Genomic DNA, 14452 nt, shown 5'->3' with positions numbered 1-14452 from the left:
CTTCCGATCTACAGCCGGAGCGCAAACGGTGGGCCGGGCCCAGGTTTCGGGGCGCCGCCCCGGACCCCGCGCCTCAATCGCCGGCGGGGCTGGAAGTGCCACTCCACCGGCGAGGCGAAGATGTCCCCGCCCGGCCGGACGCAAAGAGTGGGCGGGGCCCAGGTTTCGGGGCGCTGCCCCGGGCCCCGAGGCTCGAGCGCCGGTGGGGCTGGACGCGCCGGGCCCCCGGCGGGCGGGAGCCCTGCCAGCGCGGGCAGGGCGTGTGACCGGAGGGGTACGGCGGGCGGCCGTGGTGCGTGGGTCCCCCGCCCCTTGACCCCCCGTGGCCCGCGGGCCCTCCGGCAGGCCCACCCCGGGGACGAGCGGCTTCGCCGTGGCCTCCGGCCATCCCCGGCCCGGTCCCGCCTCCGGACCAGCCTGCCACGGGGCCTCAAGGGGCTCCCCCACCCACCACGACCGCCCGCAGCAGCGCGTACAAGGCTCAGGGGAGCCGAGCCCCGGACCAGGCCGGGGGCGGCACCCCGAAGGGAGGGCGAGGCAGCGCCAAGGGGGAGGCCCTGCGCGGGCGGGGCAGCCACGGGGCCACGACGAGCCGGGTCGGGGCCCGGGCAGGGGCGACCCCGGGAGCCGGTTCGGGGCCCGGGCTCGCGGGCCGGGGGCGCCAGGGGCCGCGGGGCGGGTCGGGTCGGGGCCAGGCCCGCGAGCCGGGGCGGGGCCAAGGCCCGGGCGGCCCAGGCCCGGGCGGCCCGGGCCCCGGGCGGGGTCAGTCCTGGCCGTAGCGGGGGTCTACGGACTCCGGGGCCAGGCCCAGGAGCTCGGCCACCTGCTCCACCACGATCTCGTGCACCAGCAAGGCCCGCTCGTCCCGCGACTTCGTCCGGATCTCCACCGGCCGCCGGTAGACCACGATCCGCGCCGGCCCGCCCTCCCGCGCCTCGACCAGCCCGCCCAGCGGTACGGCCTCGTCGTTCCAGCCGCCCTCCGGGCCGCCCGGCCGCGGCACCTCGGCGACCATGAACTCCACCTCGGCCAGCTGCGGCCAGCGCCGTTCCAGCCGCTCGACCGAGTCCTGCACGAGATCGCCGAACAGCTCGGCCCGGCTGGCCGACAGCGGCACCTGCGGTGGTGCGACGGGACCCCGCATCCCGCGGCCGTGGCGGTCGCGGCGGCGCGGCCGGGGTTCTTCGGGACGCTCTTCCGGGCGAGGCGGTACGGGACTGTCCATCACCCACGAAGGTTAGCCCTCGCAGGCCCCTGACGAGCGGGTCCTGCCGAGGCCGCCCGGCATGTCGCACCTTGAGCGTTCCGGCCAGCTTTCCGGCCGTTTCCCCCGGCGCCCCTGATCGGCGGGGCTACGCCTCTTGATCCGTTTCGTACCGGATCATGACCGTACGGGGCGTCGAGGAGCCCCCGCACCGCCCGCCCGCCGGGCCCCGGGACGGGCGCCGCGGGACGCCGCCGCGGCCCCTATCACGGGACGACACGGGGGAGTGAGCTGAGGGAGAGTCGTCGCGGCCCGGTCAAGAGTGCGGTACCGTCCAACGTCGTGAGCCCTGTACGTCGCTGTTCGCGCACCGCGTGCGGCCGCCCTGCCGTCGCAACACTGACGTACGTCTACGCCGACTCGACCGCAGTCCTCGGCCCGCTCGCCACCTACGCCGAGCCCCACTGCTACGACCTGTGCGCCGAGCACTCCGAGCGCCTGACCGCCCCCCGCGGCTGGGACGTCGTACGCCTGTCGGACGGCTCCGCCCCCTCCCGCCCCAGCGGCGACGACCTCGAAGCGCTGGCCAATGCCGTCCGCGAGGCCGCCCGCCCCCGGGAGCGCGCGGCCGAGGCCGGCGGCCAGGGCAGCGGCGCGGGCGAGACCCGCCGGGGCCACCTGCGCGTGCTCCGCTCGCCCGACTCCTGAGCCGCCCGACCGCCCACGCAGGCACTGCGGCCGGATCCTGACGGGCCGTGCACGGCCAACCCACAGCCGCCGTCCATTTCCCGGACGGTAGGTTGGGGCGACCGCACAGGACCTCAGGAGGGCTGGCCGTGACCGCTGATCTGTCGCAGATCGTCAAGGCATACGACGTACGCGGGGTCGTCCCGGACCAGTGGGACGAGTCCCTGGCGGAGCTCTTCGGCTCCGCGTTCGTCCAGGTCACGAACGCCGAGGCGATCGTGATCGGACACGACATGCGCCCCTCCTCGCCCGGCCTGGCCGCCGCCTTCGGGCGCGGTGCGGCGGCCCGCGGCGCGGACGTCACCGAGATCGGCCTCTGCTCCACCGACCAGCTCTACTTCGCCTCCGGGCAGCTCGGCCTGCCCGGCGCGATGTTCACCGCCTCGCACAACCCGGCCCAGTACAACGGCATCAAGATGTGCCGGGCCGGCGCCGCCCCGGTCGGCCAGGACACCGGCCTCTCCGAGATCCGCGAGCTGGTCGAGGGCTGGCTGGCCGAGGGCGCTCCCGCGCCGTCCGCCACCACCGGCACGGTGACCCGCCGCGACACCCTCACCGACTACGCCGCCCACCTCAAGGGCCTGGTCGACCTCACCGCCGTCCGCCCGCTGAAGGTGGTCGTGGACGCGGGCAACGGCATGGGCGGCCACACCGTCCCCACCGTCTTCGACGGCCTGCCGCTGGACGTGGTGCCGATGTACTTCGAGCTCGACGGCACCTTCCCCAACCACGAGGCCAACCCCCTCGACCCGAAGAACATCGTCGACCTCCAGCAGCGGGTCCGGGCCGAGGGCGCCGACCTGGGCCTGGCCTTCGACGGCGACGCGGACCGCTGCTTCGTCGTCGACGAGCGCGGCGAGGGCGTCTCGCCCTCCGCGATCACCGCCCTGGTGGCCGCCCGCGAGCTGGCCCGCCACGGCGGCTCCGGCACGGTCATCCACAACCTGATCACCTCCTGGTCCGTGCCGGAGGTGGTGCGCGAGAACGGCGGCACCCCCGTCCGCACCCGCGTCGGCCACTCCTTCATCAAGGAGGAGATGGCGAAGACCGGGGCCATCTTCGGCGGCGAGCACTCGGCGCACTACTACTTCAAGGACTTCTGGAACGCCGACACGGGCATGCTGGCCGCCCTGCACGTCCTGGCGGCCCTCGGCGGCCAGGACGGCCCGCTCTCCGGGCTGGTCGCGGCCTACGACCGGTACGCCGGCTCTGGCGAGATCAACTCCACCGTCGCCGACCAGACCGCCCGCACCGCCGCCGTCCGCGCGGCCTACCAAGACCGCCCCGGCGTCACCATCGACGAGCTGGACGGCCTCACGGTCACCACCGCCGACTGGTGGTTCAACCTCCGCCCCTCCAACACCGAGCCCCTGCTCCGCCTGAACGTGGAAGCGCGGGACGAGGCCACCCTCGCCACCGTCCGCGACGAAGTCCTCGCACTGGTCCGCGCCTAGCGACACCCGACCCGCGCCCCGGCCGGGGGCGCGGGTCCCGGGCACAAAGCCGTCCCGGGACCGTCGCACAAGCCGCACGGAGCCCCCGCCAGAGGTACGCTGACCTGGCCCAAACCGCATGTTGAAAGGGACACCCCATGCCGCTCGAAGCCGGCCTCCTGGAGATCCTCGCCTGCCCCGCGTGCCACTCCCCCCTGAGTGACGAGTCGGCCGCCGACAGCCCCGAGCTGATCTGCACCGGCGCCGACTGCGGCCTGGCCTACCCGGTCCGCGACGGCATCCCCGTCCTCCTCGTGGACGAGGCCCGCCGCCCCGCCTGACGCACGGACCCGGACCGGACCCGACCCCGGAGGCCCCATGCTGGACGAGTCACTGCTCGACGCCCCCGAGGCCCTCGGCCGTGCGGACCGCCGCGGACTGCTCCGCGGCGCCGCCGAGGCCGGGGCCCGGGTCCGTACCGCGGCCCGGCACGCCGCCGAGGCCGGGCTCGGGGAGCTCCGCCCCGACGGCCGGCCGCGGGCCGTCCTGATCGCCGGCCCCGGCACCGCCGCCACCGGCGTGGCGGACCTGCTGAGCGCCCTGGCCGGCGCCTCCGCCCCGGTCACCCGCCTGCACCCGACCGGCGTCGCCCCCGCTCCCGGTGCCCTGCGCTGGGCGCTGCCCGGCTGGGCCGGCTCGGTGGACCTGCTGCTGCTGGCCACCACCGACGGCTCCGAGCCCGGCCTGGCGCTGCTCGCCGAGCAGGCGTACCGCCGCGGCTGCACCGTCGTCGCGGTGGCCCCCCAGCGCTCCCCGCTCAGCGAGGCCGTCGAGGCCGCCCACGGCCTCCTCGTCCCCATGGCCAAGGCCCCGTACCAGGAGTACGACGACAGCGCCTCGGCCAGCCCGGGCGCCCTGTGGGCCCTGCTGACCCCGCTGCTCGTGCTGCTCGACCGGGTCGGGCTGGTCTCCGCCTCCCCGGACGAGCTCCAGCTGGTCGCCGACCGCCTGGACCGCACCGCCGAGCGCTGCGGCCCGGCCATCGCCACGTACAGCAACCCGGCCAAGACCCTCGCCGCCGAGCTGGCCGACTCCCTCCCGCTGATCTGGACCGAGGGCACCGGCGCGGGACCCGCGGGCCGCCGGTTCGCCGCGGTGCTGGCCGAGCTGGCCGGCCGGCCCGCGCTCGTCGCCGAGCTGCCCATGGCACTGCCCGCGCACGGCGTCCTGCTCGCCGGTGCCTTCGCGGCCGGCGCCGATCCCGAAGACTTCTTCCGTGACCGGGTGGAGGAGCCGCAGGCTCTGCACACCCGGGTCGTCCTGCTGCGCGACCGGCCGGGCGGCGGCCTCACCGCCGCCCACGCCGCACGCGAGCTCGCCCTCAGCCACGACACGGCCGTCAGCGAGCTCGAACCAGAAGAGGGCAGCGAGCTGGAACTGCTCGCCGAACTCCTCGCCGTCACGGATTTCGCCACCGCCTACCTGGCGCTGGCCTCAGGGGGACGCCCGTGAGAGGACGCACGTTCCACGGCCGTACGGCCCCCGGTCACCCCGACCGGGTAGTCCGTAGCTGGCCCTGCCGTGCGCACCTCCCGCGGACGTACGACACCACGGGACCGGCCTGACCGGACCCCGGCCCCGCCCGGGGCCGGGACGGCGGCCGGCCCCGGCCCCTCCTCCCAGGAAGACGACCGATGGACCGCCTCTCGAATACCGTCCGCCCCTACGCCTGGGGCTCCCCGACCGCCATCCCGGAACTCCTCGGGACCGAGCCGACCGGAGAACCCCAGGCCGAGATGTGGATGGGCGCCCATCCCGGCGCCCCCTCCCGCCTCGACCGCGGCAGCGGCGAGCGGTCCCTGTCCGAGGTCATCGCCGCCGACCCCGAGCGGGAGCTGGGCGCGGCCACCGTCGCGAAGTTCGGCCCCCGGCTGCCCTTCCTGCTCAAGCTGCTGGCCGCCGGCGCACCGCTCTCCCTCCAGGTCCACCCCGACCTCGAACAGGCCCGCGCGGGCTTCGCCGACGAGGAGCGCCGGGGCGTGCCGATCGACGCCCCGCACCGCAACTACAAGGACCCCAACCACAAGCCCGAACTGATCTGCGCCCTCACCCCCTTCGAGGGCCTGTGCGGCTTCCGCACCCCCCAGGAGAGCGCCGACCTGCTCGCCGGACTCGGCGTCGACTCCCTGGAGCCGTACGTCGACCTGCTCCGCGCGCACCCGGAGGAGGCCGCCCTCCGCGAGGTCCTGACCGCCGTACTGACCGCGGACCGCCACGAGATGGCCCGTACCGTCGGCGAGACCACGACCGCCGCCGCCCGCCTCGGCGGCCGGTACGCCCCGTACGCCGCGCTGGCCCACCACTACCCGGGCGACCCGGGGGTGATCGCCGCGATGCTGCTCAACCACGTCCGGCTGCAGCCCGGCGAGGCGATGTTCCTGGACGCCGGGGTGCCGCACGCCTACCTGGACGGCCTCGGCGTGGAGATCCTCGCCAACTCGGACAACGTGCTGCGCTGCGGGCTGACCCCGAAGCACGTCGACGTCCCCGAACTGCTGAAGATCGTCCGCCTGGAGCCGACCGAGCCGGGCGTGCTGCGCCCCGAGGGCGACGGCGAGGAGGTCTACGAGACGCCGATCGACGAGTTCCGGCTCTCCCGGTACCTGCTGGCCCCCGGCGGGACCCCCCGCCAACTCCCGGACACCACCCCGCAGATCCTGCTCTGCACGGCCGGCAGCCCGGTCGCGCGCGGCTCCGCCGGCGGCGAGGAGCCGCTGACCCCCGGCGCCGCGGTCTTCGTACCGGCCGGCGAGAAGGTCGAATTGTCCGGAAGCGGCACGGTCTTCCGGGCCACCGTGGTGGCGTGACGCGGGCTCCCTCGCCCCGGCTGCAACAATGTGCGGCCGAACGTGCCGGTCCCCCGGCCAGAGAAGGGACACCCTGCATCCATGAGCGCCTCCGGCGGAACCAGGGCGATCGTGGCGGCCCTCGCCGCCAACCTCGCCATCGCGGCTGCGAAATTCGTGGCCTTCCTCTTCAGCGGCTCCTCGTCGATGCTCGCGGAAAGCGTCCACTCGCTGGCCGACTCCGGCAACCAGGGCCTGCTGTTGCTCGGCGGGCGCAAGGCGCAGCGCGAAGCGACCCCCCAACACCCCTTCGGTTACGGGCGCGAGCGCTACATCTACGCCTTCCTCGTCTCCATCGTGCTGTTCTCGGTCGGCGGCATGTTCGCCGTCTACGAGGGCTACGAGAAGATCAAGGACCCGCACCAGATCGACGCCTGGTACTGGCCGGTGGGCGTGCTGCTCTTCGCGATCGTCGCCGAGGGCTTCTCCTTCCGGACGGCCATCAAGGAGTCGAACGAGCTCCGCGGTGCGCTGTCGTGGAAGCAGTTCATCCGCCGCGCCAAGGCCCCCGAGCTGCCGGTCGTGCTGCTCGAGGACTTCGGCGCGCTGGTCGGCCTGGTGCTCGCGCTGGGCGGCGTCGGCCTGGCGCTGCTCACGGACGACGGCATCTGGGACGGCATCGGCACCCTCTGCATCGGCGTGCTGCTGATCGTCATCGCGATCGTGCTGGCCGCGGAGACCAAGTCGCTGCTGCTGGGCGAGGCCGCGGGCGCCGAGGACGTGGAGAAGATCAAGGCCGCCGTGGTCGACGGTGACACCGTCACCGGCATCATCCACATGCGCACCCTGCACCTGGGCCCTGAGGAACTGCTGGTCGCCGCCAAGATCGCGGTCCAGCACGACGACACCGCCGCCGAGGTCGCCCGCGCCATCGACGAGGCCGAGGCCCGCATCCGCGCGGCCGTCCCCATCGCCCGGGTCATCTACCTGGAGCCGGACATCCTCCGGACCGCGCCGACCGCCTGACGCACACACGAGACGGCCCCCGGCACGCGTCGAGCGTGCCGGGGGCCGCATGTGGCTCTGCGGGCTGGTTTCGCGCAGCGAAATCTATCCCCGCCGGCGATTGAGGCGCGGGGTCCGGGGCAGCGCCCCGGCAACGGCGGCCCGCTACTGGATCTCGCGCAGCACCTCGAGGATCGAGCCCGAGTCCGGCGCGGACTGCAGCCGGTCCCGGAAGCCCGCATCCATCAGCTTGCGGGACAGCAGTGCCAGGATCCGCAGGTGCTCGTCGCCCGCGGCCGCCTCCGGCACCGAGATCATGAACACCAGCCGGGCCTTCGTCCCGTCCAGCGCGCCCCACTCGATCCCCTCCGAGGACCGTGCGAAGCCCACCGTCGGCCGCACCACCGCGTCCGTCTTGGCGTGCGGGATGGCGATCGACTCGCCGAGCCCCGTGGTGCCCTGGGCCTCCCGCGCCAGTGCCACCCGTACCAGCTCGTCCACGTCCCGGACGTTCCCGGTGGTGGCCAGCATCTCCGCCATCTCGCGGATCGCGGCCTCCTTGGCGCCGGCCGCCAGCTCGGTCTTCACCGTCCGCTCGGTGAGGTACCCGGACAGCACCTCCGGCCGGTCGGCGAGGGCGGTCGTCCCGGCGGCGCCCGCCGCCGTCACCGCGGCGACCCCGCCGGCGCCCGGGCCCGCGCCGGCCCCGGCCATCGCCGGCACCGCCTGGGGGAGCCCCGCCGCCGGGGCCGTACCGTCCCCGGCCCGGCGCTGCTTGAACTCGATCAGCGCGTTCGTGGTCAGCGCCGTGACCAGCACACCCGCCGCGATGGCCACGAAGAACATCGCCACCCCGCTGATCGCGCCGAAGAGCGAGACGATCGGACCGCCGTGCGGCACCGAGTCCTCGACCCCGGCCAGACCCGCCACCGCACCGGCCACCGCACCGCCGAGCATGTTCGCCGGGATGACCTGCGCCGGCCGCGCCGCGGCGAACGGGATGGCGCCCTCCGAGATGCCGAAGAAGCCCATGAACAGCGCCGCGATACCGGTCTCCCGCTCCTGGTCGCTGTACAGCTTGCGGCGCAGCAGCGTGGCCAGGCCCTGGCCGAGCGGCATCACGGGGATCGCCGCCGCGGCCATGCCCATCACGGCGTTGTTGGTGCCGATCAGACCGACCGCCACCAGGAAGGCCGTCTTGTTGACCGGACCGCCCATGTCGAAGGCGATCATCAGGCCGATCAGGGCGCCCAGCACGATCGCGCTGGAGCCGGTCATGCCGTTCAGCCAGCTCGTCAGGTGCGTGAAGACCCAGGAGATCGGCTGGCCGATCACGTAGATGTAGAACAGGCCCAGGGCCAGCGTCGACAGCACCGGGATCACGATGATCGGCATGATCGGCTGGACGAACTTGGGGACCTTGACCTTCTTGATCCAGACCACCAGGTAGCCGGCCAGGAAACCGGTGGCGATCGCGCCCAGGAAGCCCGCGTTGGCGTCCGCGCCGTAGATGTTCACCGCGTCGGCGGCCAGGAAACCGCCGATCATGCCCGGCACCAGCGCGGGCCGGTCACCGAGGGCGTAGGCGATGTACCCGGAGAAGATCGGCAGCATCAGCTTGAAGCCGAGCCCGCCGAGGGCGTTGACGTAGAACCAGAACGAGTCCTTGTCGAACTCGATGCCCTTGGGGGTGGTGTGCCCGCCCAGCGCGATCGAGACCGCCAGCAGCAGGCCGCCGACCACCACGAACGGGATCATGTGCGAGACGCCGTTCATCAGCGCCTTGTACGCGGCACTGCGCTCCCGGCCACCGCCACCGCCGCCGGCAGGAGCGGAGGTCCCCTCCTGCACCGGGGCGCTCTGCACCCGCTCGATCAGCTCCTCCGGCTTGTGGATGCCGTCGGCGACGCCGACCGAGAGGACCCGCTTGCCGCCGAAGCGCTCCCGGTCCACCTCCTTGTCGGCGGCGATGATGATGCCGTCCGCCTGCCTGACATCGTTGTCAGTGAGCACGTTCTCGGCTCCGATGGAGCCCTGGGTCTCCACCTTCATGTCGACGCCGAGGCGGTCGGCGGCCTGCTGGAGCTTCTCGGCAGCCATGTACGTGTGGGCGATACCGGTGGGGCAGGCGGTCACGGCGAGCAGCTTCAGGCGCTTGCCCCCGCTCGCGCCCCCGCGTGCGCCGGGGTCGGCCGGACTGGTCACTGGAATCTCCTCACGCCGTCGGTCTCGGGATCGTGCGCGGAGCGCGCTCCCTCCGGCATCGTCCCCCGGATAAGGTGTGGATCAAAAGTCCAAAAGGCCCAATTCAGGCACGCCGTAGTGCCCTAAACCGCTGCCCGACATGTCGCCCGCCGATCTGTGGCGCTCTGGGCCGATCGGTGTAGATTCGGTAGCGGTGTCAGACGTCGCTGCTGATGGCGGCTCGGGCGGTCCCCGCGGCCGGCCGAGGGGAGAGAGGACCTCCGACGGACTGCGCGCGGTGTGTCCTCCCCGGCGCACGGCTCAGCCGTACCCACCCTCCTCCCCCGACAGGAGCAGCACGCATGGACTTCAAGGTCGCAGACCTCTCCCTCGCCGCGTTCGGCCGCAAGGAGATCACGCTCGCCGAGCACGAGATGCCCGGTCTGATGTCGATCCGCAAGGAGTACGCCGCCACCCAGCCGCTCGCCGGCGCCCGCATCACCGGCTCGCTGCACATGACCGTGCAGACCGCCGTGCTGATCGAGACGCTGGTCGCCCTCGGCGCCGAGGTCCGCTGGGCCTCCTGCAACATCTTCTCGACCCAGGACCACGCCGCCGCCGCCATCGCCGTCGGCCCGCAGGGCACCCCCGAGAACCCGCAGGGCGTCCCGGTCTTCGCCTGGAAGGGCGAGACCCTGGAGGAGTACTGGTGGTGCACCGAGCAGGCGCTGACCTGGCCGGACACCTCCACCGGCGGCCCGAACATGATCCTCGACGACGGTGGTGACGCCACCCTGCTCGTGCACAAGGGCGTCGAGTTCGAGAAGGCCGGCTCCGCACCGGACCCCTCGACCGCGGACTCCGAGGAGTACGGCCACATCCTCACCGTGCTGAACCGCACCCTCGCCGAGGCCCCGCAGAAGTGGACGCAGCTGGCGTCCGAGATCCGCGGCGTCACCGAGGAGACCACCACCGGCGTGCACCGCCTCTACGAGATGATGGCCGAGGGCACCCTGCTCTTCCCGGCGATCAACGTGAACGACGCCGTCACCAAGTCCAAGTTCGACAACAAGTACGGCTGCCGGCACTCCCTCATCGACGGCATCAACCGCGCCACCGACGTCCTCATCGGCGGCAAGGTCGCCGTGGTCTTCGGCTACGGAGACGTCGGCAAGGGCTGCGCCGAGTCCCTGCGCGGCCAGGGCGCCCGCGTGATCGTCACCGAGATCGACCCGATCTGCGCGCTCCAGGCCGCCATGGACGGCTACCAGGTCGCCACGCTCGAGGACGTCGTCGAGACCGCCGACATCTTCATCACCACCACCGGCAACAAGGACATCGTCATGGCCGCCGACATGGCCAAGATGAAGCACCAGGCCATCGTCGGGAACATCGGCCACTTCGACAACGAGATCGACATGGCCGGCCTCGCGAAGGTCCCCGGCATCGTCAAGGACGAGGTCAAGCCCCAGGTGCACACCTGGACCTTCCCCGACGGCAAGGTCCTGATCGTCCTCTCCGAGGGCCGCCTGCTGAACCTCGGCAACGCCACCGGCCACCCCTCCTTCGTCATGTCGAACTCCTTCGCGGACCAGACCCTGGCCCAGATCGAGCTCTTCACGAAGCCGCAGGAGTACCCGACCGACGTCTACGTGCTCCCCAAGCACCTCGACGAGAAGGTCGCCCGCCTCCACCTCGACGCGCTGGGCGTCAAGCTCACCACCCTGCGCCCCGAGCAGGCCGCCTACATCGGCGTCCAGGTCGAGGGCCCGTACAAGCCGGACCACTACCGCTACTGAACCGGCCGCCGGGCCGCCCGCTCACCCGGGCGGCCCGCTACCGTCGTACTCCGTGACCCAGACAGGCCCCCGCACCCCCGTGCCGGGGGCCTGCCCCGCATCAAGGAGCCCCGGCTCCCCGGAAACAGCAGGCGACCTCATGCCCCGCGGCCGATATTCGCTCCACGACCCGCACGACCACACCCCCCTCGGCGAAGAACACTTCCACTGCGCCCCCGGCCCCTCCGGCTGGCGCTACGTCTCCCAGATCACCACCCCCTCCGGAGACCACGCGGGCTCCGTCGACCTCGCCCTCGACGACCTCGGCCGCCCCATCCGCCTCGAACTGCACGCCGCGAGCTGGCAGGTCCGCGGCGCCGCCATCGACGGCGTCACCTGGGTCCGCAACGACCCCACCGGGACCGAGGCCAGCGAAGGGAACGTGCGCGCACACGCCTTCACCGGCACCTCCCCGGCCTTCCTCGTCGCCACCGCCCGACTGCTGCGGCTCGCCCCCGGCGAGCCCGCGACCCGGGTCCGGCTCGTCGCCTTCACCGATCCCGTGCTCGCACCCCGCACCGTGGACCAGGCGTGGGCGCTGGTGAAGAGTGAAGCGCACGCCACTGACAACGGCCCGCTGCTGGTGGACGAGTACCAGGTCAGCGCCCTGGACACGGGCGAGCAGCACACCGTGCACATAGCCGGGGACGTGGTCCTCTCGGCCCCCGGCATCGAGCTGGAACACCTCGAGACCCCGCCCTCGGCCTTCCCGTCCTGACCCCTCAGGCCGGCGGCGCGAACCCGGTCGCCGGCGGCTCCGGACGCCGCTCCACCCCGGCCGGCCCGGCAGCCGCCGCCGGAGCCGGTGTCACCGGCCCGGCACCCCCGGGCGCACTCCAGCCCCCGTACCCCGGCACCCCGGGCGCCGGCACCCCGCCGGGTACGGGCGTCCCGGCGGCCGGGGCCCAGCCGGGGACGGGCACGGCGGCGCTGGGCATTCCGGCCCCGGGCACTCCGGCACCGAAGGCCCGCCGGGCCTCGCGCTGCTGCCGCTCGTGCACCACCGCCGCCAGATACGCGGCCGCCGGCACCCCCGGCGGCGCGGGCGTCCCCGTACACGCCACCAGGTCGTCGCCCAGCCGGGCCGCCATCGAGGCCGCCACCGCCGGATCGAGCTGGTGCATCCGGGTCAGGAACTGCCGCACCGCCAGCCACAGCCCGTCCGGCACCCCCGACAGGTCCAGTTGCGTGAACCGCCCCGCCAGCCACGGCGGGGGCGGCGGCAGCGGAACCACCCGCGCCCCCGGCACCCGCTCCCGGATCACCAGCGTCCCGCCGAAGACGTCCCCCAGCCGCCGCCCGCGCGCCGACACCAGAGACGCGATGATCGCCACCGTCCCGAAGGTCATCAGCAGCTCGACCACCCCGAGCGCACCGCGCACCAGCGCGTGCCGGAACCGGATCGGCCCGCCGTCCTCCCGCACCACCCGCAGCCCGCAGACCAGCTTCCCCAGCGAGCGGCCGTGGGTCAGCGTCTCCACCGCGATCGGCACCCCGATCAGGACCAGCACGAACAGCGCGATCGAGACCGCCATCTGCGCCGCCTCGTCCAGCGAGGAGGTGGCCGCCACCAGCCCGACGGACACGATGAGGAAGACGCCCCACTGCACGGCCATGTCGATCACCACGGCCAGCGCCCGGCTCGGCAGCCGCGCCGGCCGCAGCCCCAGGACGACCGCGTCCCCCGTCACCAGATCGCTCACCGAACGCCCGCCCTCCGTGCCATGCAGTGCCGTGCCCCTTGGTCATCCAGTCTGCCAAGCTGACGTTCGTACGGTCAGGACCCAGAAGCAAGCACACCGGAGCGGGGAGCAGCAGCCGGATGGACCTCGACGTCTTCGTCTCCGCCCACCGGGCGGAGTGGCAGCGCCTCGAACAGCTCCTCGGCCGCGGCCGCCGGCTCACGGGGGAGGAGGCGGACGAGCTGGTCGCGCTCTACCAGCGCACCGCCACCCACCTCTCCCTGATCCAGTCCAGCGCCCCCGACCCGATGCTGACCGGCCGGCTCACGCAGCTGGTGGCCCGCGCCCGCGCCACCGTCACCGGGACCCGCCGCTCCTCCTGGCGCGACGCCGCCCGCTTCTTCACCACGTCCTTCCCGGCCGCCGTCTACCTCAGCCGCCGCTGGTGGGTGCCGGCCGCCCTGCTCTCCACCGTGCTCGGCGCGGTGATCGGCTGGTGGATCGCCGCCCACCCCGAGGTCCAGGCCGCCATCGGCGCCCCGGCCGCCCTGCGCGAGATGACCCAGCCCGGTGGCGGCTACGAGACCTACTACTCGAGCCATCCCGCAGCCTCCTTCGCCGCACAGGTGTGGACGAACAACGCCAAGGCAGCCGCGATGTGCCTGGTGCTGGGCGCCTTCCTGGGCCTGCCGGTGCTGTGGATCCTGTTCCAGAACATGCTCAACCTGGGGGTCGGGATCGGCCTGATGTCCTCGGCCGGCCGCCTCGACACCTTCCTCGGCCTGATCCTCCCGCACGGGCTCCTGGAGCTGACCGCCGTCTTCGTCGCCGCGGGAACAGGCCTGAGGCTGGGCTGGACGGTCATCGACCCGGGCCCGCGCACCCGCCGGACCGCCCTCGCCGAACAGGGCCGCGCGGCCCTCGGCATGGCTGTCGGCCTGACCGTCGTGCTCTTCGTCTCCGGCCTCATCGAGGCCTTCGTGACCCCCTCCGGCCTGCCCACCTGGGCCCGGATCGGCATCGGCGTGCTCGCCGAGGGGGCCTTCCTGGCCTACGTGTTCGTGCTGGGCCGCCGGGCCGCGCGGGCGGGTGAGACGGGGGACGTGGAGCGCTCGGACCTGACGGCCGCCCGCCCCGTCGCGGCCTGATGTGCGTACAAGCCCGTTCAGCTGCTAGTCTCCTCGTCGTCCCGCAAAGACCGTTGACACGGCCCGAGCGGGGAGGTAGATTCGAACGGTTGCCTCGAACTGGACAGTTCGACCGCGACGGTCTAGAATCTCTCTTGCTCCCGAAGCTGGAATTGAATTCCGCCAAGGTGGAGCACACCCCGAATTCTTCTCGGATCGAGAAGCCGGAAAAACCCGGTGAAAAGGTCTGATAGAGTCGGAAACGAAGGAAGCGCCCGGAGGAAAGCCCGAGAGGGTCAGTACAAAGGAAGCGTCCGCACCTTGAGAACTCAACAGCGTGCCAAAAATCAACGCCAGAAGTTGATACCCCGACTCACTTCGGTGAG

12 protein-coding genes are annotated in these 14452 nt (G+C 73.2%); 9 read left to right on the top strand and 3 right to left on the bottom strand.

Annotated elements, in window-relative coordinates; all coding sequences use genetic code 11:
* Positions 1–763 precede the first annotated feature (763 nt).
* A complete protein-coding gene (locus tag AB0O40_RS35345; protein WP_365049914.1) occupies positions 764–1225 on the bottom strand; it encodes a metallopeptidase family protein in 462 nt (153 codons plus the stop codon).
* A 270-nt stretch (positions 1226–1495) separates the two neighbouring features.
* Between AB0O40_RS35345 and AB0O40_RS35340 the strand changes: the two genes are divergently transcribed.
* From AB0O40_RS35340 to AB0O40_RS35315, 6 genes are all read left to right on the top strand, one after another.
* Entirely contained in the window at positions 1496–1912 is a 417-nt protein-coding gene (locus tag AB0O40_RS35340; RefSeq protein ID WP_365049916.1) for a DUF3499 domain-containing protein, read from the top strand.
* Between the two features lie 128 nt (positions 1913–2040).
* A complete protein-coding gene (locus AB0O40_RS35335) occupies positions 2041–3405 on the top strand; it encodes a phosphomannomutase/phosphoglucomutase (RefSeq protein WP_365049912.1) in 1365 nt (454 codons plus the stop codon).
* A gap of 137 nt (positions 3406–3542) precedes the next feature.
* Complete coding sequence (locus AB0O40_RS35330; protein ID WP_365049910.1) at positions 3543–3725, top strand: Trm112 family protein; 183 nt, start codon at positions 3543–3545, stop codon at positions 3723–3725.
* Between the two features lie 37 nt (positions 3726–3762).
* Positions 3763–4896 (top strand): SIS domain-containing protein, encoded by a 1134-nt coding sequence (locus tag AB0O40_RS35325; protein WP_365049909.1) that lies wholly within the window; start codon positions 3763–3765, stop codon positions 4894–4896.
* Between the two features lie 182 nt (positions 4897–5078).
* Positions 5079–6251, top strand: a complete 1173-nt coding sequence (gene manA / locus AB0O40_RS35320) for a mannose-6-phosphate isomerase, class I (protein ID WP_365049907.1) — start codon at positions 5079–5081, stop codon at positions 6249–6251.
* Positions 6252–6332: 81 nt separating this feature from the next.
* Positions 6333–7256 carry a cation diffusion facilitator family transporter gene (locus AB0O40_RS35315; protein WP_365049905.1) on the top strand — a complete coding sequence of 308 codons (924 nt, stop codon included), beginning with the start codon at positions 6333–6335 and terminating at the stop codon, positions 7254–7256.
* Between the two features lie 144 nt (positions 7257–7400).
* On the opposite strand, the gene AB0O40_RS35310 is transcribed toward AB0O40_RS35315, so the two are convergent.
* The gene (locus AB0O40_RS35310; protein ID WP_365049903.1) at positions 7401–9440 is read right to left on the bottom strand and encodes a fructose-specific PTS transporter subunit EIIC; all 2040 of its coding nucleotides are present in this window, start codon (positions 9438–9440) and stop codon (positions 7401–7403) included.
* Positions 9441–9781: 341 nt separating this feature from the next.
* Between AB0O40_RS35310 and ahcY the strand changes: the two genes are divergently transcribed.
* Positions 9782–11218, top strand: coding sequence for an adenosylhomocysteinase (gene ahcY / locus AB0O40_RS35305; RefSeq protein WP_365049901.1), 1437 nt, complete (start codon positions 9782–9784; stop codon positions 11216–11218).
* A gap of 139 nt (positions 11219–11357) precedes the next feature.
* On the top strand, positions 11358–11975 hold the full coding sequence (locus AB0O40_RS35300) for a hypothetical protein (RefSeq protein ID WP_365049899.1): 618 nt from the start codon (positions 11358–11360) through the stop codon (positions 11973–11975).
* 4 nt (positions 11976–11979) lie between these two features.
* On the opposite strand, the gene AB0O40_RS35295 is transcribed toward AB0O40_RS35300, so the two are convergent.
* The gene (locus AB0O40_RS35295) at positions 11980–12960 is read right to left on the bottom strand and encodes an RDD family protein (protein ID WP_365049897.1); all 981 of its coding nucleotides are present in this window, start codon (positions 12958–12960) and stop codon (positions 11980–11982) included.
* Positions 12961–13079: 119 nt separating this feature from the next.
* Here AB0O40_RS35295 and AB0O40_RS35290 point away from each other — a divergent pair, with 119 nt between their 5' ends.
* On the top strand, positions 13080–14087 hold the full coding sequence (locus AB0O40_RS35290) for a stage II sporulation protein M (protein WP_365049895.1): 1008 nt from the start codon (positions 13080–13082) through the stop codon (positions 14085–14087).
* Positions 14088–14452 lie beyond the last annotated feature (365 nt).

The sequence above is a fragment of the Streptomyces sp. NPDC089919 genome (assembly GCF_040684615.1).
GTDB lineage: Bacteria > Actinomycetota > Actinomycetes > Streptomycetales > Streptomycetaceae > Streptomyces.
This window is presented reverse-complemented; position numbering and strand designations above follow the sequence as displayed.

Coding starts and splice junctions, on each gene's coding strand:
- AB0O40_RS35315 (WP_365049905.1), top strand. CDS start 6,333: ATGAGCGCCTCCGGCGGAACCAGGGCGATCGTGGCGGCCCTCGCCGCC.
- AB0O40_RS35300 (WP_365049899.1), top strand. CDS start 11,358: ATGCCCCGCGGCCGATATTCGCTCCACGACCCGCACGACCACACCCCC.
- AB0O40_RS35325 (WP_365049909.1), top strand. CDS start 3,763: ATGCTGGACGAGTCACTGCTCGACGCCCCCGAGGCCCTCGGCCGTGCG.
- AB0O40_RS35330 (WP_365049910.1), top strand. CDS start 3,543: ATGCCGCTCGAAGCCGGCCTCCTGGAGATCCTCGCCTGCCCCGCGTGC.
- ahcY (WP_365049901.1), top strand. CDS start 9,782: ATGGACTTCAAGGTCGCAGACCTCTCCCTCGCCGCGTTCGGCCGCAAG.
- AB0O40_RS35345 (WP_365049914.1), bottom strand. CDS start 1,225: ATGGACAGTCCCGTACCGCCTCGCCCGGAAGAGCGTCCCGAAGAACCC.
- AB0O40_RS35290 (WP_365049895.1), top strand. CDS start 13,080: ATGGACCTCGACGTCTTCGTCTCCGCCCACCGGGCGGAGTGGCAGCGC.
- manA (WP_365049907.1), top strand. CDS start 5,079: ATGGACCGCCTCTCGAATACCGTCCGCCCCTACGCCTGGGGCTCCCCG.